A 22,101-nucleotide genomic window follows, 5' to 3' on the forward strand; every position below is an offset into this window, starting at 1 on the left:
GGTCCGGTATCCCTGTGGTGCCGTCTATGTGAGATGGGAAGGTTCGATGAGCGCTGGCCCGAATGTGCGTGTGCAGTTGCTTCCGCAGCTGATGGCGGCGGCGGTAGAGGCCAACCCGACAGGTGCCGCGCTCATCATGGGGGAGAAGACTGTCTCGTACGCGGCGCTGGATAAGCGCTCGTCGCGGCTCGCGAGGTTCCTGATTTCGCGAGGTGTCGGTCCCGAATCCTTCGTTGTCATCGGCTTGCCCCGGTCTATTGAGTCGATCGTCGCGCTGTGGGCGATCGCGAAAAGCGGCGCCGCTTTCGTGCCGGTTGATCCTTCAGCACCCGAGGGCCGTATCGCGCATATCGTTTCCGATTCAGGGGCGCGCTTCGGTATCACAACGACCGAGACACGGCCAGCATTGCCGGGTTCAGTGACATGGATCGAACTCGACGATGAGGCTGTCAAAGCCGAGCTCAAGACGCATCCGCCGACGCCCATCTCTTACCTGGATCGCCTCGGGATGCTGCGTCCGGAGAACCCCGCCTACATGATCTACACGTCGGGCTCGACGGGCCTGCCGAAGGGCGTCGTTGTCACGCATCTCGGGCTATCACTACTCGCGGCAGAACAGCGCGAACGGTTCAGGATCGATGCGCAGTCGCGGTCCCTGCATTTCGCCTCGACGATTTTCGATGCGTCCATTCTCGAACTGCTGCTCGCGATTCCGGCGGGGGCGACGATGGTGATCGCACCCAGCGACGTCTACGGAGGCCAGGAACTCGCGAATTTCATACGTGAGCATGCGCTTACGCATGCTTTCGTGACGCCAGCTGCGCTGGAAACGGTCGATCCGGCTGGGATCACGGAACTCCGGGTGATCATCGTCGGGGGTGAGACGTGCCCGCCAGAACTCGTCGCGCAATGGGCGCCGGGCCGTGAGTTCTACAACGGCTACGGCCCCACCGAAACGACTGTGATCGCTACCTACGCCGGGCCGATGCAGCCAGCGGAGAAAGTCACGATCGGGGCGCCGATCAGGGGCACAACCGCGATGGTGCTTGATTCCAGGCTAAAGCCGGTCCCCTCGGGGACCACCGGCGAGCTCTATATCGCTGGACCTGGTGTGTCCCGCGGTTACCACGCGCGAAACTCGCTGACAGCGGACAGGTTCGTCGCAAATCCGTTCGGGAAGCCCGGCGAAAGAATGTACCGCACAGGCGATCTAGTGCGGTGGACGAGCGATAAGCAGCTCGATTACATTGGCCGCTCCGACTTCCAGGTCAAGGTGCGTGGTTACCGCATCGAACTCGGTGAGATCGATGCATCGCTGCGTTCGCATTCCGATGTGCGGTTTGCGATCACGCTGGCCCACAAATCACCAGCGGGCGAGAACATCCTGGTGGCGTACATCCAGCAGAATGAGGGTGCGACGGCCGACACGGACGAGTTGCTGGGCCACGCGAGCAAGAGCCTTCCGGGCTACATGGTGCCTAGTGTTGTTGTACCGATCGACGAGGTGCCACTCACGCCGCAAGGCAAGGTGGACCGGCGCGCGCTACCGGTCCCTGACCTGTCTGGGGGCGAGCGCGAATACGTCGCGCCGGAGAATGCGGTTGAAGAACAGATCGCCGCGATCTTCGCGGAGGTACTCGGGCTCGAGCGGGTCAGTACGCAGGAGTCGTTCTTCGAACTCGGCGGCAACTCATTGATGGCGACCCGGGTGATCGCGCGCGTGAACGAGTCGATGGGCACGGACATCATTGTTCGCCAGCTCTTCGAAACCCCGACGATCGCGGCGCTCGCCGAACTCATTGACGTTCCTGAACATCAGATCACCCAGCGGGTGCCGCTCACAGCGCGGCCACGACCCGAGACCATCCCTCTCTCCCTCGCGCAGCAACGCATGTGGTTTATCAACCAGTTCGAGCCGGAGTCCGCTGCTTACAACATTCCGCTTGCGCTGCGCCTCACAGGGTCCGTGAACGCTGATGCGATGCGCCAGGCCTTCGCGGATGTGATTGAGCGGCACGAGTCGCTGCGCACTATCTACCCGGGCACTGCTGACGGCCCTGTGCAGCGCATCCTCCCCGCTGCCGAAGCCGATGTCACGCTCAACGTGATCGCAGCGGAGAGTGAAGCAGATGCGACCGCCAAAGCTGCGGCATTCGGTACGCGAGGTTTCGACGTCAGTGTTGAACTGCCTATTCGGGGTGCACTTCTCGCGCTTTCCGGAAATGAGCACATCCTTGTCGTGGTGATGCACCACGTCGCGGCGGACGGCAGCTCGCTCGTTCCGCTGGCCAAGGACGTAATCACGGCGTACGTGGCCCGAATCTCGGGCACCGACCCGGGCTGGGGCCCGCTCGAAATCCAGTACGCAGACTACGCTCTATGGCAGCGTGAGGTTCTGGGCGATGAGGGCGATCCGGCTTCGCTGGCGGCCCGGCAACTGGCGTACTGGCAGAAGCAGCTTGCAGATCAGCCTGACTTGCTGGAACTCCCCACTGACAAGCCTCGTCCAGCCTCGCAAACACTGCACGGCGGCAAGGTGTTGTTTGACATCGGTCCGGACTTGCACGCAAAGCTCGCGCGCGTCGCGAGCCAGAACAGTGCGACCGTCTTCATGGCGCTGCACAGCGCGTTTGCCGTACTTCTTGCGCGTTTGACTGGCACAGGCGATGTTTCAGTGGGCACCCCAATCGCAGGCCGGGGGAGCAGGGCGCTTGACGACCTCATCGGCATGTTCGTCAACACGCTGGTGCTGCGCACTAGGGTGAGCGACGAGGCCACATTTTCCGAGTTGCTGCGCGAAACCCGCGACACCGACCTGGAGGCGTTCGCACACGCGGACGTTCCGTTTGAACAGCTGGTCGAGGTCATCAACCCGACACGGTCCACCGCGTATGCACCGCTCGCGCAAGTCGGCTTCTCCTACCAGAACCTCGAGAAGCCATCGTTCGAACTGCCGGGTCTGACAATCGAGCCGCTTGGTGTGGATACCGAAGTGGCACAGTACGACCTGCACCTGCACGCCAGCGAGAACCTGGACGAGATGGGCCAGCCGGCAGGCCTGAACGCGGGTTTCACCTACGCGCTCGACCTATTCGAGCATGACACGGTGCGTGAGTTCGCGAACCGCCTGCTCAAGGTTGTGGAAGCAATCGTCGACAATCCGGATGTCCCAGTTCTCGAGGTGGACATTCTGTCTGCAGCGGAGCGAAACTATGTGCTTCGTGAACTCACCGCCACGTCGGGCCACGAGCCAGAAGGCGTGCTCACCGACTTTCTCGATGCACGAGTCGCGGAGAGCTCTGACGCAGTTGCACTCGAATTCGCAGGTGCGGCACTCACATACGGTGAGTTCGATGCTCGCGTAAATCAGCTGGCCCGAAAGCTCATCGCCGAGGGTGTCGGACCCGATGTCGTCGTAGGGCTTGCGGCTCGTCGTTCTTTCGAACTGCTCGTGGGCATGTACGCGATCGTCAAGGCTGGCGGGGCATACCTGCCTATCGACCCTGAGCACCCCGCTGATCGCACCGCCTACGTCGTCGAGTCAGGACGGCCGCTGTTCGTGCTGTCAGTCGCAGGCGAAGAGGTGACGCTTCCCGCTGGGGTACGCCGGCTCGACATCGATGCTCTTGATCTGGAGCAGTTCAGTGCATCGCCCATCACCCAGGTAGATCGCCGTGAACCGCTTAGTTCGTCGAACCTCGCGTACGTCATCTACACGTCCGGCTCGACTGGGCGTCCGAAAGGGGTTGCACTGCCGCACAAAGCGGTAGTCAACCAGATTGCCTGGAAGCAGACCGCGTATCCGCTGAGTCGAGACGACGCGCTCGTTCTCAAAACGCCAGCAACATTTGACCTTTCGGTCTGGGAGTTCTGGTGGCCGCTGGCGTCCGGTGCGCGGCTTGTTATTGCTGACCCGGACGGACATCGTGATCCGGCGTATCTCGGTCGGTTGATGAGCGAGCGCAAAGCCACCGTGGCCCATTTCGTGCCCTCTCTGCTGGACACATTTGTTGCAGTGAACGGTGACGAGGGCGTCCGCGCGATCGACTCGCTGCGCTACGTCCTGTGCATCGGCGAGGCGCTGCCAGCTGCGCTGGTCCACAAGTGGACAACGACCGCTGACGTCCCGATTGAGAACCTGTACGGCCCGACGGAAGCTGCGGTTTCGATCACGTCCTATCGCTGTACCGGTGACGAACAGGGTGCGGTGCCGATCGGCGCGCCAGAAACAAACAGCCAGGTGTACGTCCTTGATCGGCGTCTCAGCCCAGTTCCCCCCGGTGTTGCTGGTGAGCTTTATCTTGCGGGCACCCAGCTTGCCCGTGGGTATTACGGTCGGCCCGACCTCACCGCTGAACGATTTATCGCAAACCCCTTCAGCGGGCGTGGAGAGCGTCTCTACCGCACCGGTGACCTCGCCCGATGGAATCGGGAAGGACACCTCGAATATGTTGGGCGCTCCGACTTCCAGGTGAAGGTCCGTGGCTTCCGTATTGAACTCGGTGAGATCGAGAACGCGCTCGCCCGCCTCGAATCGGTGGCCCAGGCGGCCGTCATTGTGCACTCCGATGCGCCGACCGGAGATCAGATCGTTGGCTACGTCGTAGCCCGCGGAGATTTCGACACAGGCAGTGCAAAGGCTCAGCTAGGCCGGGACCTGCCTGCATACATGGTTCCGTCGCTATTCGTGCAACTCGATGAGATGCCGCTGAACGCGAACGGCAAACTCGATCGGAAGGCTCTGCCAGCTCCAGAGATCGGGGCGGCGACAGGCGAGTTCGTGGCACCGCGCGACCCGGTAGAAGAGATCATCGCCGGGGTTTACTGCGAGGTTCTTGGGCTGCCCGAAGCGAGCGTCACCGCGGGATTCTTTGATCTCGGTGGAAACTCATTGCTCGGAACGCGAGTGATCGCGCGCATCAACTCGGCGCTGCAAGTGAACCTCGGGGTGCGCGCCCTGTTCGACTATCCGACGATAGCTGCGCTGGCTCAGCATGCGGAGCAATCCGCAGGTACTGCGCCGCGACCCGCCCTCACACGCCGCGAGCGTCCGGCGGTCGTTCCGCTTTCACTCGCACAGCAGCGCATGTGGTTTATCAACCAGTTCGATACTGCGTCGCCCGCCTACAACATCCCCATGGTGCTTCGGCTTTCAGGTGACCTCGACATGGACGCGCTGTCGGCGGCGTTCCGTGATGTGCTCGACCGACACGAGTCATTGCGCACCGTGTATCCGGGTGGTGATGAGGGTCCCCGCCAAGTGGTCCTGCCAATGAGCGAATTCGCGTCCAGTCTGGTTGTCACAGAAGTGGGCGCTGACGAACTGCGGTCCCGAGTTGTTGACTTCGTCAACCAGGGCTTCGACGTTTCGGTGGCGCCTCCGATTCGGGCTTCATTGTGGCGTGCAGCACCGGGAGAGCACGTGCTCGCGGTGGTCGTTCACCATATCTCCGCCGACGGCGCCTCGATCGCGCCCCTCGCGCGCGACATCATGGTGGCGTACAGCGCTCGCACCGCGGGAGAGGAACCCGGCTGGAAGCCGCTTGACGTGCAATACGCTGACTTCGCGTTATGGCAGCGCGAGGTCCTTGGTGATGAAGCTGACCCGGACAGCATCGCGGCGCAGCAGCTCGAATACTGGACCCGCACGCTCGCGGGATTGCCTGACGTGATCGAACTGCCAACTGACCACCCGCGTCCGCCGGTGCAGTCGATGCGGGGCGCGAACTTTGAGTTCGACATCAGTGACGACCTGGTCAAGGCGCTCACTGTGCTTGCTCAGCAGCAGGGCGTCACGCTCTTCATGGTCGCGCACGGAGCGCTCGCGGTATTGCTGTCCCGCATTTCAAGTAGTGATGACATCGCGATCGGAACCCCGATCGAAGGTCGCGGTGAAGCGGCCCTCGACGACCTCGTTGGCATGTTCGTGAACACGCTTGTTCTCCGCACACTTGTCGAGCCGGGCACCTCTTTTGTCGAACTGCTTGAATCCGTCCGGCAGGCGGACCTCGAAGCGTTCATGCACACCGATGTGCCATTCGAGCGACTCGTGGACGTGCTCAGCCCTGAGCGCGCAACGTCGCATTCACCACTCTTCCAGGTTGTACTCGCGTTCCAGAACATCGCGCAGGCGCACCTCGAACTCGCTGGCCTCCGTATCGACGGAATGGCGGATGACTTAGCAGTCTCGAAATTCGACCTGCAGCTCACACTGGCTGAACGTGGCGGGGAGGGTGCCAAAGGTGGCGGCATGCACGCTGTCTTCACGTATGCCACCGATCTCTTCGACGAGCCGACGGTGAGGGATTTTTCCCAGCGCTTCACGAGAATCCTCGAGGCGATAACGGCAGACCCGTCAATCGCGGTGGGTGACATCGAACTGCTCGGCACTGACGAACTCGCTGGGCTTACGCCCGCTGCGGGAGCGAAACCACCTGCCGCGCTGCGCTTCGCGGAGATCATCGAGCACGCCGTCGCACTGAATCCTTCTGGCACGGCTGTAGTCGACGGTGAAAGGTCGGTCACCTATCGCGAGCTCGATGAATACTCGAACCGAATCGCCAGGGCGCTTCTTACAACTGGTGTTCGTCGCGGCGACGCGATTGGGCTGGCGATCACGCGCTCGCTCGAGTCGATCGCGGCCACGTGGGCAATCGTTAAGACCGGTGCCGCTTTTCTCCCAATCGATCCGAACTACCCGGCCGATCGCATTGAGCATATGGTTGCCGACAGTGGAATCACAGTCGGCCTCACGATGACCGCCCACGTCAGTGCTCTGCCGAGTGGAATCCACTGGGCCGCACTCGACGACACTGCGTTCCGGTCGCAGGTGGAGGCCGCATCGGCGCACCCAGTGCTGGAGATTGAGCACGGTGGGCAGGCTGCTTTGGATCAGCCTGCATACATTATTTACACCTCCGGGTCGACAGGTTTGCCGAAGGGTGTCGTGGTTCCGCACCGCGGTCTCGCGGCCGTGTCACACGAGCAGCGCGACAGGTTTGGCATCGTGCCGACCTCTCGTGTGCTCTTCTTTGCCTCCCCGAGCTTCGATGCGTCGATACTTGAACAGTTGATGGCGCTCGGTGCAGGCGCTACGACGGTCATCGCCCAGCCGGGCATCTTCGGTGGCGACGAACTCGCGGAACTGCTCATCAGCGAACACGTGACGCACGCCTTCGTGACTCCAGCTGCACTCATGTCGGTGAGCCCGGCGGGGATCACCGACCTTGAAATGGTTGCTGTGGGCGGCGAAGCGTGCCCGCCGGAACTGGTCAGCCGCTGGGCCGGCGACCGGATGATGTTCAACCTCTACGGACCGACTGAAGCCACCGTGTGGTGTCTGGGCAGTCGGCTTTCCGCCGGTGAACCGATCGATATCGGTGGGCCAATTCAAGGAACCTCCATCGTCGTTCTGGACGCACGGCTGAAGCCCGTTCCCGTGGGTGTTCCGGGAGAGTTGTACCTGCTTGGCGAAGGTATTGCGCTCGGCTACCACGGCCGCCCTGAACTCACAGCCGACCGTTTCGTGGCCGCGCCGTTCGGCGCGCCCGGAACCCGTATGTATCGCACCGGCGATCTTGTTCGCTGGGCCAAAACGGGAACAATCGAGTTCGTTGGCCGTACCGACTTCCAGGTGAAGGTGCGCGGTTTCCGGATCGAACTGGGCGAGATCGACGCTGCCCTGTCACAGCACGACAATGTTTCCACGTCGGTGACGGTGGGGCACAAGCGCGAATCCGGTCAGACGGTACTCGTCTCCTATGTGATCCCTGACGCAGCGAGCACGGTCGATGAGGCTGCGCTGCGCGAGTTTGTAAGCTCCTCGCTGCCGGAGTACATGGTGCCCTCGGTCATCATGACCATCGGTTCGGTTCCGCTCACACCGGTGGGAAAGCTCGACCGTAAAGCCCTTCCTGAGCCGGTATTCGCGTCGTCGGAGCACGAGTTCGTCGAACCTCAGACGGAACTCGAGGAGAAGCTTGCGCGGATCTTTGCGGACGTGCTTGGGGTGGCGCAGGTCAGCGTCAATGAGTCGTTTTTTGCGCTTGGCGGCGACAGCATCATGTCGATTCAGCTGGTTTCGCGAGCCAAAACTGAAGGAATCGTGATCCGCGCCCGCGACGTATTCGAACAGCGCAGCGTCGCTGGGCTCGCACGCGTTGCCCTCAGTGGTGCCGAAGCTGAGGTGCTCGCTGAAATGCCTGGCGGTGGCGTCGGCGAGGTCGTAGCACTGCCAATCGTTGAGTGGCTGCGCGAGCTTGTCGGGTCGTCCGGCAGTTATGACCGCTTCCAGCAGTCGGTGTTACTCAGGGTGCCCGGCCGCGTGGATCGCGACACTATCCTCACCGTCATTCAGGCAGTCATCGACACCCACGACGCGCTGCGGTCACGGTGTGAAATCACCGCTGATTCGGTCGAATTCGAAGTACTCGAGGCAGGTGACGTTCGCGCGTCCGACATCCTGACTGAGCGTGTGGTGCCCGCGGAAACGCTTGCGGATAACGCTGCACTCGCCGCAGTAGTCGCGGATGCGTTTAGCGCTGCAGTCGAAAGCCTTGATCCGGCGAACGCCCGGATGGCGCAATTCGTGTGGGTACACAGTGATTCACGGGCGGATTCACAGGCCGATTCAGCTGGGGGCGCCGACGGCCGCCTCATCGTTGCGATCAACCATCTTGCTGTTGACGGGGTCTCCTGGCGCGTGCTCGTTCCCGACTTCGCTGTCGCGGGGGCGCAGGCCAGCAGCGGTTCAGCGGTGACGCTGCAGCCGGCCGGTACATCCCTGCGGCGCTGGTCGCACGGGATCGCGGAGCGCGCTGCGGACGCTGCGATCAGCGCAGACCTCCCGTTCTGGCGGGATGTGCTGCAGGGCCCGGATCCTCAGCTTGGTTCGCGGGAGCTGGATCCTCAGCAGGACTTCATGCCCTCAGTACAGCGGGTCTCCGTCGAACTGAATGAACAGTCCACGGAATCGTTGCTGACCACGCTGCCCGCAAAGTACCGCGGTGGCGTCAACGACGGTTTGCTGACTGCGCTCGCTGTTGCGGTACGGCGCTGGCGTCAGCGCCGCGGTATTGACGAGTCGTCGGTGCTGGTGGCACTGGAAGGTCACGGCCGGGAAGAAGAGATTCTGCCGGGCGCGGACCTGAACCGGACGGTCGGCTGGTTCACCAGCATGTATCCGGTGCGGCTGAGCACAGAGCGAATCGATGTCGACGCGGTGGCGGCGAACGCGGAAGCCGCGAGCTCGGCGATCAAAGCGGTGAAGGAGCAACTTCGCGCGCTCCCACACAAGGGCATGAGCTACGGCATGCTCCGCTACCTCAACGCGGAGACACGCGGAGAACTCGCCCAGTTCAATGAGCCGCAGATCGCGTTCAACTACCTAGGTCGCTTCGGCAGCACCGAGGGCATGGAACTTGACGACGTTTCATGGATCCCTGATGGGGACATCGAACTCACCACCGAGCCTGACGCCACGATGCCAGTCACATCTGCATTGAGCATCAGCGCGACTGTCACAGACGGTGCGGCTGGGCCTGCGTTGAAAGCCGCGTTCGCCTACGCATCGGGCGTGCTGAGCGAGCCTGAGGTCGCGGAACTTGCGGACCTGTGGGTCGAGGCGCTCGATGACCTCAGCCGCCACGCCGAATCTGAACATGCGGGAGGACTTACTCCGTCAGATTTGCTCATACCCGGTGTTTCTCAGCCGCAGATCGAGACCATCGAATCCCGGTTTGCCGGTGTCGAGGAAATCTGGCCGCTGACGCCGTTGCAGAGCGGCTTGATGTTCCACGCGCTTCTTGTCGGCGACGGCCGTGATGTTTACACGACACCAACGCGGCTGAAGCTCGGTGGCACGGTTGACCCCGAGCGCATGCGCCGGGCTGGGCAAGCACTAGTGGACCGCCATCCGAACTTGCGTGCCGCGTTCATTCACACCTCGGATGGGGATGCGGTGCAAGTGGTTCCGCAGCGTGCTGAACTGCCCTGGACCTGCACGGACCTCACGACACTCGATCCGGCTGCCCGTGCAGCGGAGCGGGACCGCCTTGTCGCCGTTGATGGCGCAACCGGCTTCGCGATGGAATCGCCGCCATTGCTGCGTATGCACTTGATAGCGGTTGCCGCCGATGAGTACGAGCTGCTAGTGACGAACCATCACATTTTGCTGGATGGCTGGTCGATGCCGCTCTTGCTGAAAGAGTTGCTCACCCTGTACGTACTCGACGGTGACACCACCCATATGCCGGCGGTGCAGGATTACAAGAGATTCCTTGAGTGGCTGAACCGCCAGGACCACGCGCATTCACTGAAGGTGTGGGAGACCGCGCTGCGCGAGACCGATACTCCGACGGTTGTCGCGCCGCAGGTGCAGGAAGGCGACCACGGTGAGCCTGCCGAGGTCACCCGCGGACTTTCCGATGAGCTAACGAGCGCCCTGACTGGGCTCGCGAGCCGTTCGGGCGTCACACTGAACACGACCGTGCAGGGAGCATGGGGCATCTTGCTGGGCCGGCAGCTGGGCCGGCGGGATGTCGTGTTCGGCGCGACGGTGTCTGGTCGCCCGCCGCAGGTCGCTGGGATCGAGCAGATGATCGGATTGTTCATCAACACGTTGCCGGTGCGGGTTCACTTTGATGAAGACGACAGTTTTGAAGCCCTCATCACGAGGTTGCAGCGCGAGCAGAGCGAACTCGTCGACCACCAGTTCATCGGTCTAACCGAGATTCAGAAGGCCGCTGGCGCCGGAGCGGTGTTCGACACGCTGGCGGTCTTTGAATCCTATCCAGTCGACCAGGCAGGGGACTCCGCGACGGATCTCGCGGGGATGCGGCTCCTAGGCGCTGAGGGCAGCGACGCGACGCACTACCCGCTGACGCTACTGGCGTTCACGGAGCCGAATTTGCGGCTGAAGCTGAAGTATTTCCCGTCCCTGTTTGATGCTGAAACAGTCAGTGGACTGATTGACAAACTCGAGCGGCTATTGATAACTGTCGCCGCCGATGCGGCCAAACCCGTGGGTTCAATCGATCTTCTCGATCCCGCGGAGCGGGAGCTGGTACTGCATGGCTGGAACGCTGATGGTCCTGGAGCAGCCGCTGGCTCAACGTTGGTGTCGCTGTTTGAGGCGCAGGCTCGACGAGTGCCGGGCAGTATTGCTGTGCGGTCGGGTGCTGCCAGTCTGTCGTATCGCGAGCTCGATGCCAGGTCGAATGAGCTGGCCCGGTTGCTGGTGTCCCGCGGGGCGGGCCCGGAGTCGTTGGTGGCGGTGGCAACCGCGCGGTCGAATGAGTTGCTGGTCGCGATAATAGGCGTGCTGAAGTCCGGTGCAGCGTATGTTCCGGTGGATGTTTCGTATCCGGCGGAGCGGATCGAGTACACGCTTGCTGATGCGAAGCCCGTTGTTGTGCTGACGACATCGGGGGAGCAGGGTGCGTTGCCCGCGGGGCACGAACTGCTGGTTCTTGACGATGACCGAGTCAGGCTGGAACTGGACAGCTTCGATGATGGCCCGTTATCGGATGCTGAGCGTCGCGGTGAGCTGCGGCCAGACAATGTCGCGTATGTGATTTACACATCGGGTTCTACGGGTAAACCGAAGGGCGTAGCAGTCACGCACTTCACGGTTACGTCGCTGATGGCGAACACGGAAGCGCTGTTCGGTTTCGATGAGTCGGATGTGTGGACGCTGTTCCACTCGTATGCGTTCGATTTCTCGGTGTGGGAGATCTGGGGTGCGTTGTTGTACGGCGGCTCGGTTGTCGTTGTCGACTACCTGACGTCACGTTCGCCAGGGGACTTCCTTGCTCTGCTGGCTGCCGAGGGTGTGACTGTCCTGAACCAGACTCCGACGGCGTTCTACCAGCTTGTTGAGGCTGATCGTGAGGTGGGCGGCGCTGACTTGAGCCTGCGATACGTCATCTTCGGTGGCGAAGCTCTGGATCTGTCGCAGCTGGAGCGGTGGTATGAGCGGCATCCGGAGGATGCTCCGCGGCTGGTGAACATGTATGGCATCACCGAGACGACGGTGCACGTCACTTACCGAGAGCTTGACCGTGAGTTCGCTGCGCGTGCGTCCGCGTCGGTGATTGGCCGCGCGATCCCGGGGCTGAGCGTGTACGTGCTGGATGAGAGACTGCGGCCGATGCCGGTCGGCGCGACAGGCGAGTTGTATGTCGCTGGTCCGCAGCTTTCTCGCGGCTATCTAGGCAGGCCGGATCTGTCGTTCTCCAGGTTTGTGGCAAATCCGTTCGGCGTGCCCGGTGAGCGGATGTATCGCACGGGTGATGTCGGGCGCTGGAACCGTGACGGCGAACTCGAGTATTTCGGGCGGTCAGATTTCCAGGTGCAGCTGCGTGGCTTCCGGATTGAGCTCGGAGAGATCGAGGCGGTGCTGGGCCGGCATCCGGGGGCGGCGCAAGCGGTCGTCCTCGTCAAGGAACATGAGCTGCTGGGGGAGCGGCTGATCGGCTATGTGGTGGCGGAAAGCGGCGCTGAATTAGACGGACCGAGTCTGCTCCATGAGGCCGGTAAGCACCTTCCCGCGCACATGGTGCCTGCTGCGGTCGTCGTCCTCGACGCGCTGCCGCTGACCGCGAACGGCAAGCTCGACCGCGCAGCTCTGCCTGACCCGGAGACCGGCGGCGCAGCAGGCGAATACGTCGCACCGCGGAATCCGATGGAGGAGATTGTCGCAGGCGTAGTTGAGGACGTGCTTGGAATCAAGCACGCGAGCGTCGTCGCGAGCTTCTTTGAGCTCGGCGGTAATTCGCTCCATGCGACGCGTGTGATCGCACGGTTGAATTCTGTACTGGGGTCCAGCCTGGGGGTCCGGGTCCTTTTTGAGAACCCGACGATCGAAGCGCTTGCCGAGTCGGTCGAGCATGCGGCCGGGACTTCGCGGGACGTTCCGTTGGTAGCACGTCAGCGTGAGGGTGCGATCCCGTTGTCGCTGGCCCAGCAGAGAATGTGGTTCCTGAATCAGTTCGACACTTCCTCGCCGGCGTACAACATTCCTCTTGCGTTGCGATTGACGGGTCAGCTTGATGCTGAAGCCTTGCAGATGGCGTTCGCTGACGTGGTGGAACGGCATGAGTCGTTGCGGACGGTGTACCCATCGACACCGGACGGTCCGGAACAACAAATTCTGTCCGCAGACGAAGCGGGACTGTCGCTCGACAGGTTCTCAGTTGGGCCAGAGGAGGACCTGGAGATCAAAGCAGCGGAGTTCGGCACACGGGGTTTTGATGCCGCTCACGAGGTCCCGGTCCGTGCCGCGCTGTTCTCTGTTAGTGAGCGGGAGCATCTTCTGGTTGTCGTGATGCACCATGTGTGTTCCGACGGCAGTTCGATGGCGCCGTTGGCCCGTGACGTCATGGTGGCGTACAACTCGCGGCTGAACAACCAAGGTCCCGGCTGGGAGAAGCTGGAGATCCAGTATGCGGATTACGCGATATGGCAGCGCGAGTTGCTCGGTGATGAGCGGAACCCGGATTCACTTGCCGCGTCGCAGATCGAATTCTGGAAGCGGACGCTCTCCGGTCTTCCTGACGTCCTCGAGTTGCCGACCGACAAGCCAAGGCCACCGGTACAGAGCATGCGAGGGGACGGGTTCCTCTTTGAAGTCAGCCCTGAGTTGCATGAACGGCTGATTGGTCTTGCGCGCGCGTCTGGCGTTACGCCGTTTATGGTCGCGCAAAGCGTTTACGCGGTGCTGCTTTCACGGATTACTGGCAGTGAGGATATCGCGGTGGCGACGCCGATCGCTGGCAGAGGTGATCGCAAACTCGACGATCTGATCGGTATGTTCGTGAATACGCTCGTTCTACGTTCGCGGGTGGAAAGCGGTTCGTCATTCGAGCGAATGCTCGGTCAGGTGCGGACCGCGGACATTGACGCATTCGCACATGCAGATGTGCCCTTCGAACAGCTAGTAGAGTCATTGAACCCGGTGAGGTCAACGGCGTACGCGCCGCTGACGCAGGTGGGATTCTCATTCCAGAATATGGAACGGGCGTCCTTTGAGCTCCCGGGGCTAGAAATTGCCCCATTGATGGTAGATACCAAGGTCGCGCAGTATGATCTGAATTTTATTCTCGCTGAGAAGTTCGGCGATGATGGCAGGCCAGCGGGAATTACTGTCCGGGTTGTGTATGCAACCGATCTGTTTGTTCGCGAAACAGTTGCTGGCATCGCGGACCGGTTTGTCCAGCTCGCGGAGGCCTTTACTGCTGATCCAGGTCTTGTCGTGGGTGACGCCCCCGTTATGGATGACGCGGAGCGCCTGTGGGTTGTAAGGGAACTCAATTCAACGGATCGGCCAAAGCGCCCGGGCGTTCTGACGGACTTCTTTGACCAGTGTGTTGATTCTGCACCCGATGCGCTTGCTGTGCAGTTTGAAGAACAGACGCTCAGTTATGGTGATTTCGCAGCGCGGGTGAACAAACTTGCCAGACACCTGATCTCGGTCGGGGTGGGCCCTGAGGTCAACGTGGGACTCGCGATGAGCCGGTCTGTGGACTTACTTGTTGCGATGTACGCCATAGTGAAGGCAGGCGGTGCCTACGTGCCGATCGATCCCGATCATCCGGTGGAGCGAACTGGTTATGTAGTGGAGTCTTCACGGCCGCGCTGTGTGCTGTCGGTCTCGAAGGAATCCGTCGCGTTGCCGGAGGAAACCTGGCGAATCAATATTGATGAACTGGCTCTGGGCGACGTTAGCTCGGCTCCGATTCTCGAATCTGAGAGGCTTACTCCTCTGCGGCCAGATCACCTGGCTTATGTGATTTACACGTCGGGATCGACGGGCCGCCCGAAGGGCGTGGCGGTGCCGCACTCAGCGATCGTGAATCAGATCGCGTGGAAACAGCACACCTACGGCATAGGCGCTGATGATGCGCTGTTACTCAAGACCGCAGCTACGTTCGATTTGTCGGTATGGGAGTTCTGGTGGCCGCTGGCTTCAGGAGCGCGGCTTGTGATCGCGGGGCCGGAAGGGCATAGAGACCCGGTGTATCTCGCGCGACTGATGCGAGAATCGCGTGCAACGGTTGCACACTTTGTTCCTTCACTTCTAGATGCGTTTATATCGGTGAACGTCAACAAGACCGCATCGAGTATTGAGCTCCCGTTCTTGCGGCGAGTTCTGTGTATTGGTGAGGCGTTGCCGCCAGCCTTACTGGCACGTTTCCGGGAGGTGTCGGATGCGGTGGTCGACAATCTGTACGGCCCTACCGAGGCGGCCGTTTCGGTAACTTCGTACCGTTGCCGCGGGACCGAGATCGGAACAGTGCCAATCGGGGTTCCCGAGACGAACTGCCAGGTGTTCGTTTTGGACGCGAGACTGAACCCTGTGCCTCCGGGGGTTGCTGGAGAACTCTATCTGGCGGGTGCACAGCTGGCGCGCGGCTACTTTGGGCGCGTGGATCTATCGTCTGAACGGTTCATCGCGAACCCATTTGGTGCTCCGGGTGAGCGGATGTATCGCACGGGCGATCTCGTCCGCTGGAGCCGCCAGGGCAACCTCGAGTACATCGGCCGTACGGACTTCCAGGTAAAGGTGCGAGGCTTCCGTATCGAACTCGGAGAGATCGAGGCTGCCCTAACTTCGATCAACGGTGTCGAACAGGCCGCGGTGATCGTGCACCACAGTCCCTTCGCGGGGGAGCAGCTTGTTGGCTATACCGTGGGTGACCACGCAATCGAATCCAGGGAGATACAGAACGAGCTGGCCCGCCTCCTTCCGGGCTACATGGTTCCCGGACACTACGTACAACTGGATGCGCTGCCGTTGAATATCAATGGCAAACTCGACCGGAAAGCACTGCCAGATCCGGAGTTTGGTGCTCATAGTGCGGATTACGTAGCACCTAGAACTGACAAGGAAATAGCCGTCGCGAGGGTATTCGCTGACCTTCTAGGCATAGAAAACGTGAGTGTAACCAGCGATTTCTTTGGGCTTGGCGGCAACTCACTAATGGCCGTCAGGGCAATCGCGCGGCTTTCTGAAGAACTCGGAAGGGAAGTGCCGCTCCGCCAGCTGTTCAGTTCACCCACGGTGGAGTCTCTCGCCGTAGCCCTTGATCGCACTGGCGCCGGGGCGCCGGAGTCGTCGGTCGACGTCATATTCCCGATTAGGCCGGAAGGGGACGGGATCCCAGTTTTCGCCATCCACCCGATCGTCGGACTCGCCTGGTGTTACGCAGGCTTGCAGAGTCGGTTACCTGAGGGTGTTCCCATCTATGGTGTCCAGACCCCAGCAGCTGGGTCGGAAGAGGCGGTACCTGACTCCATCGAAGGCATTGCCGCTCGCTACGTATCGGAGATTCGCATGGTGCAACCGGAAGGGCCGTACCGGCTCCTCGGATGGTCGCTAGGCGGTGTGATCGCGCATGCCATGGCTGTTGAGCTTCAGAAGTCGGATGAAACTGTAGAAATGCTTGTAATGCTCGACAGCGTTGCGGGCGGCACGCGAGATAGCGCGAGTCCGGAGAAGATCTCAGTCAGGGATATTTTGGGCGGCTTTGGTCTGAGTGAGCTGCCTGTCGTGGGTGCTGCGACAACGATTGAACAAGTCATTGAATCATTAGACGGGCTTGTTCCATTGACTCGCGAGGCCATGGAGAGGATGCTGGGCGTCGCCGAGAAATCTGCGCGTGCAATGAAGGATTATCGCCCTGAACTCTTCATAGGCGATCTGCTGTATATCACGGCAGCGAACGATCGAGAGGATGGTGGCGTGGGGGCCGAATCATGGTCAGGCGCGGTGTCCGGCAGAATTCAGAACGTTTCAATACCGCATACGCACTGGGAAATGACCACTCCAAGCGCCCTTGATCGAGTAGCGGTTGCCTTGATCGAACTCGGACTCAGGTGAGCGTCACGCGGGAGGCTTGCGAGCGCAGAGTCGGCCTGGGACAGTCGCGCATCGATTGGTAATCGACCGCACTTGATCAGCCGGTGACATTCTCCGTTAGGATTCGCACCCGCACTGCGGATCAATTCGGTTGGTAGCTTGTCGGATCGGGCCCCGGTCGAGATGTCTTGGTCCTTTGCAGCTAGGTCCAGTCCGTACCATTGATGCCGATGCTGGTGCCTTTAGCCCAGATCTTTCGTGTGGCTGGTGTGGTGGCCTTATGGGGTCCGGATTGGTGTTTGAGCCCGGGTCTTCGGCTATCGGGTCTGTGCGATCGCCTGATCATCGGGTGCCTCCGGGTTCCACGGACCCGGGGGTGTTGTCTTTTCGTGTGTCGGCCTTGCGTGTTTGTGCTGGTTATCCGGGTTGCAGCCGGGTCCGCGCTGCGGTGAGCTATTCTGCCCAAGGTGCGTGCGCGCTGAGTTTGAGTCGTGTACGTCTGGCGTGGCGGGTGATCCGCGCGGCGATGGAGTATGTCAGCGGTCACGTAATTCCCCAGGTTGATGGGGTCGTCCGTCACGTAGTTCCCCACACTGGGGTGTGTCTGCCGGGGTTCGGGTGCGGATGCGATCTTCGCAGCGGGCGCGCTGCCGGTGCCGCAGCTCGAGATCGGCGAGCTGCCCTGTGCTGGTGTTGGTGGCGAACGCGGTCAGCCCGTGCCCGTCACAGCCGGTGAACCGCAACTGCGCACTGGGATGCGGGCGTTTCTTGCGGACCAGCACTCGCATTCCCGCGAGCCAACCGGACAGGTTGTCAGCGGCCACCAACTCAAATCCGAATAGCCGACACGACCTCCTAGGAGCCGTAGCGTCAGATAAATCAGTGAGTGTTCCGAGAGAGGAAATATTGAAAATGCGACTCGTTGATCCTGGGTCGTGGATTGCGCATTGGGCGCCGTTTGCTGACAGCACAACTCTGACGAATCTGATGGTCTTCGAGTACCGAGAAGGGGACGCAGTGCCTCTTCGTACGAGGAGAAGCAAAGTACGTCAAGAATCGACTACAGGGCCTTCTCTACTTTAGGAAGCGGATCTAGAAGACTTTCCTAGGACTCGGAAACTGCGCGCTGCTCCCAGACGAGAACTTTGATCTGTCGAATCACGTTGACCTCTGGCCTGCGCTGGGAGACGGCAATTGGGAGAAGCTATGGGAGTTGGTTGCAGATCTGCGCCAAGCGCAATTGGATCCGAACCGCCCACCTTGGCAGATCACTGTATTGACTGGGCTCAAGGCCGGGCGCTGCAGATGCGGCACCGATAACCGGGCCAGCCCCGGACTCAGTCAGAGCAAGCGAGCGGCCGATTCGGTTATCTGGGACTCAGCTTCGCGCTTGCGGACGTTGAGTCAATCAGGAGCCTGGAAGCAGGTGCAACATTCAATGACGTCTTTATTGCGGCGATCGGCGAAGCGTTGCGCTTTTACCTGAATGATCGGGGTGAAATCCCCGATGCGACCCTTCTGTGCGTGGTTACCGTTGCCACTTCATTTCGTAGCTATCCAGAATTTGGAAACAACTTTACGATGGCGATCGTGCCTTTCTGTACAACCGTTGCAAACTCCCGGGAACGACTTGCGAGAGTAGCTGCCTCCACAAAGCGGATGAAGCAAAGGGTCAGGAACGGCCCCAAGGTCCCCACCGAGCGTGTATTCCAGCCAGTTCGACCGATGTTCATACCCAAGCTACTTGGGAAAGGGCCGGGAGAGGTCCAGCCAATGCCTCGCTGGTAAACACTCCACGTGGAACCGCCCCGATGTACTTCGGGTCGGCTCGGGCCACTGTCTCGTACGGCGTCCCAGTTTCTGGAGGACTTACGCTCGCCCATGAGGTGTCTTCATTCGAAGATTACGTCACTCTTGGTGTGCTGTATGACGCGAACGCACTCAAAACATCGAGGGTTGCGTGGCTGCAATCCGTAGTTAGTTCGACCATCTAGGCGGCTGTGTGTCTCCGTCCGTTGATCACCCGGGTTTGTCTAATAGCTGATTTAGCGCACGGGTTCTGTGGCTCGTGCGCTCATCAGCCGCCCGAACTCGTTGCTAAGACACTGAATATAGAAGTCGGGAGCATCCAGTTGGTCCGAATTGGCCAGAACTGAAATGCTTACCAGATCTCCAAGGGACGAGATCTCGTGCTTCAATCCGATACCAGGGTTCAGGGAGATCAGCCCGCACGTTCTGAGAACTCGTGACGTTGCAAAGTAACGTACGTGACGGCTCCTCGGGATATTCGTCACGACAGTGTTGGCCCCTGTCACGCGCTCTCCCTTGACAGCTGCTGCTTCCTCACCCTTGAGGATCAAATCAAGGATAAACGGGGGAAGTTTCAAAGCCAGTGCGCCTGAGCCTATTACCGCGCCGAATTCACGTACGCGCTGCTTCTCCCAATAGCTTGAGCCGCTGATTCGGTGGAGGCGGTCGATGGGATCAGCGACGTTGGTGTGCAAATCGACGCACAGGCCTGTGAGCGTATTGCCGAGAACGGGTTCCTCGCTGTTCCTCAGCGACATCGGTACACCGCACAATAAGGCCTCGTCAGGAAGCGTGCCCTTGGAGCTGAGATATTCACGTATGGCGCCAGCTATGACAGTCAACGCAACATCGTTCAGCGTCGCTCCGGGTGCTAGTGTCCGCAGTGCTTGAACCTCCTTGAGTGGAAACCAAGCGGCGTTGAATACTCGCCTTCCCTGAGTTGGGCCATTGAACACCGTTCCGGGGGCGGTTTGCCTGATTCCTGGGCGTTCACCGCGGGCGACGCTGGCGTCGTACCGGCGTTTGAGGTTACGCAGGCTCGTCAATTCTCTTGGAAAGCCGAGGAACTGCGCGGCCGCATTCCTTGCTGCGGTCCTCAGCCGGACTCGCGCGTCGATTGGTGGCGCACTGTTGGCCCTGGTCCCATTAACCTTCTGCGGGTGCATCGCGGCCTCTGTGAATAGATGCCCCGCGAACCGCGCGAGCCCAAGACCGTCCATAACACCGTGGTGCACCTTGACCGCGACAATTGTTCGGCCTCCTGGTGCCGCGCTCTCATCTTCGAAACCGGTGAGGACGTGCACCTCCCAGAGTGGACGTGTGGGATCCATGGGAGCTTCGAGGAGCTCAACTAGGTCCGAGCGCAGTGCCTGCCAGTCGCCGCGGCCTGATACTGCGCGGAATCTGATGTGGGTGTCTGCATCAATCGCCGCGAGGGGAGCCCAAAAGGGATGGCCGAACCGCATCGGCACCTTTGCTAATCGAACCGCAAAGGCGGGGTTATCCGCTAGGCAGGAGAGGATATGCGCGCGAATCGATGAGGCTGATTCGGTCATGCCGCCTTCGAGAAAATACACACTGATCAGGTGGGGACGGTACTCGGCACGCTCTCGCAAGAACATCAGACTGCTGATTTCGTCCAACTGCTGCACAGGGGCACTCCCGTTCATTCTGTGTACATCAGGCATTTCGGCTGCGCTTATGTTCCGGTCCCGAACTGGGATACACCGCACGACACGGATTGTGCTGCATTCCAGGAGCTGGCGCACTGTAGCGTTGCTCGTCAAGAAAGTCTCGTGATCGAAGATTGGCCACTTCTTATTGAAATTGCAACCTAACTGCGAATTCGGGATGTGGAGTGCCGCCAGTAGGATTTCGCGCTGCGCCACGCCGGAGTGGCGCAGCGCAGACTCATTAGCAGGCGTAATGTGATTGGACGAACCGCTGGGGCTTCGCGGAGATACTGAAACGAAAACTACCGGGACTGACACGTGAAACTAGATAACGCTGGTACATGGATCGCGCATATTGGCAAGCATGTCGGCAGTACATCGATGATGAACATGACCGCCTTCGATTATTGGTTTCGAGATGACCCACCAGGGGTGGATGAAGTCCAGCGATACGTGGAGTCACGCCTTGCTTCCTTGCCGTACTTTCGGGCAAGGGTCCGGCAGACACCGTTCGGCGTCGGGAACAGTCACTTGGTGCCCGTGGACGACTTCGACCTGTCGAGGCACGTCGAAGTGCGTGTAGCCCCAGGATCTGGCAGTTGGAACGAGTTGCGCGCCTTGCTGGCCGAACTCAGGGAGGAGCCGCTGGATCCTGAGCTGCCGCCATGGCACGTCACTGTAATTACCGGAGTGCAAGAGGTACCTGGCGGAACAGGGCGCATTGTGTGCGTAGTGACACGGCTGGAGCATGCGGTCACCGACGGGGCGGGGAGTGTTGCGCTCGCGCGCCAGCTGTTTCCGGATGCTCCCAGTCTCGGAAGAACTGGCGCGGGTGAGGTGCCTGCAGCCGACCAGACGCAGCCGTCACTTCTGGCGGACGCGCTCCTGCATCTGCCGAAGCGGCTGGGCGCCTTCACCGGAAACGTTCGGGATGCGCTTGCTGCGCGCAAGTCTCAGAAGGTGACCGATGGGGATGTTCCTCCGCACCCCCCACTGCGGGGGCCCGCACCTGAAACCGCCATCGACCGGGCAAATGGGCCACTGAGGTACCGAGCCTTCGCCGTGCGTCTCGCAGAGGTTCAGCGAGCACGTGCTCTTGTGTCAGGCGCGACCATCAACGATGTCTTTATTGCGGCCGTGGGTGGTGCTCTGCGGCGCTACCTGGAGAAGTTTGGCGAATTACCTCAGGAGGACCTCAGGTGTGCCATTACCGTAGCGACGGCCAAACGCGACCTGTCCCCATTCGTCGGAAACGACTTCACTATGGCTGCGGTGCCTTTCTGGATCGCGATCGAAGACCCGGTTGAGCGCCTCCACTGTGTCGTTCAGTCGACGCGCGCCGTAAAGGAGAAGCTTCGATCGGGACCAAAAGTCCCGATCGAACGGGCACTTCAGGCAATGCCCCCCCTGTTCATCCCAAACATTCTGACGAAGCTATCCGGCGGCAAGTCCGCGGTTAACGCGGCGGTGGTCAATGTGCCGCGCGGCAGTCGGCCCATGTACTTCGGTGAAGCGAAGTCCGTTGCGTCGTTTGGCTTCCCCTTTACCGACGGAGTCCCGGTTGCGCACGCTGTGAGCTCGCTCGGTGACATTGCGACCGTGAATGTGCTGTACGACTCCGCCGCTATTCGTGATGGCGACGCCTACCAGGAAATGCTCGAGGCCGAATTGGGCGCGTTTCTCGACTTGTCTGCCTGACCTGCTGAGAGTGGGCTTCCGCCCACATACCGGGGCGCATGTGTAACTCCCCGTACTCGTTTC

3 protein-coding genes and 3 pseudogenes are annotated in these 22,101 nt (G+C 60.8%); 4 read left to right on the plus strand and 2 right to left on the minus strand.

Going from position 1 to position 22,101, the window contains the following annotated elements:
* Positions 1 to 46 precede the first annotated feature (46 nt).
* A pseudogene (locus AS9A_RS02220) lies at positions 47 to 16,879 on the plus strand (non-ribosomal peptide synthase/polyketide synthase); the annotation flags it as partial.
* A 599-nt stretch (positions 16,880 to 17,478) separates the two neighbouring features.
* Here AS9A_RS02220 and AS9A_RS24510 read toward each other — a convergent pair.
* Positions 17,479 to 17,667 (minus strand): annotated as a pseudogene (locus AS9A_RS24510) (IS1380 family transposase); the annotation flags it as partial.
* A 308-nt stretch (positions 17,668 to 17,975) separates the two neighbouring features.
* Here AS9A_RS24510 and AS9A_RS24910 point away from each other — a divergent pair.
* Positions 17,976 to 18,344, plus strand: a pseudogene (locus tag AS9A_RS24910) (wax ester/triacylglycerol synthase domain-containing protein); the annotation flags it as partial.
* Between the two features lie 38 nt (positions 18,345 to 18,382).
* On the plus strand, positions 18,383 to 18,646 hold the full coding sequence (locus tag AS9A_RS24915) for a WS/DGAT domain-containing protein (protein ID WP_148262385.1): 264 nt from the start codon (positions 18,383 to 18,385) through the stop codon (positions 18,644 to 18,646).
* A 257-nt stretch (positions 18,647 to 18,903) separates the two neighbouring features.
* Here the strand turns inward: AS9A_RS24915 and AS9A_RS02235 are convergent, their stop codons facing one another.
* Positions 18,904 to 20,319 (minus strand): wax ester/triacylglycerol synthase domain-containing protein, encoded by a 1,416-nt coding sequence (locus AS9A_RS02235; RefSeq protein WP_158307338.1) that lies wholly within the window; start codon positions 20,317 to 20,319, stop codon positions 18,904 to 18,906.
* 339 nt (positions 20,320 to 20,658) lie between these two features.
* Here AS9A_RS02235 and AS9A_RS02240 point away from each other — a divergent pair, with 339 nt between their 5' ends.
* Positions 20,659 to 22,038, plus strand: coding sequence for a wax ester/triacylglycerol synthase domain-containing protein (locus tag AS9A_RS02240; protein ID WP_013805267.1), 1,380 nt, complete (start codon positions 20,659 to 20,661; stop codon positions 22,036 to 22,038).
* Positions 22,039 to 22,101: the final 63 nt, after the last annotated feature.

Origin of the sequence: Hoyosella subflava DQS3-9A1 (genome assembly GCF_000214175.1) — a bacterium.
Classification (GTDB): domain Bacteria; phylum Actinomycetota; class Actinomycetes; order Mycobacteriales; family Mycobacteriaceae; genus Hoyosella; species Hoyosella subflava.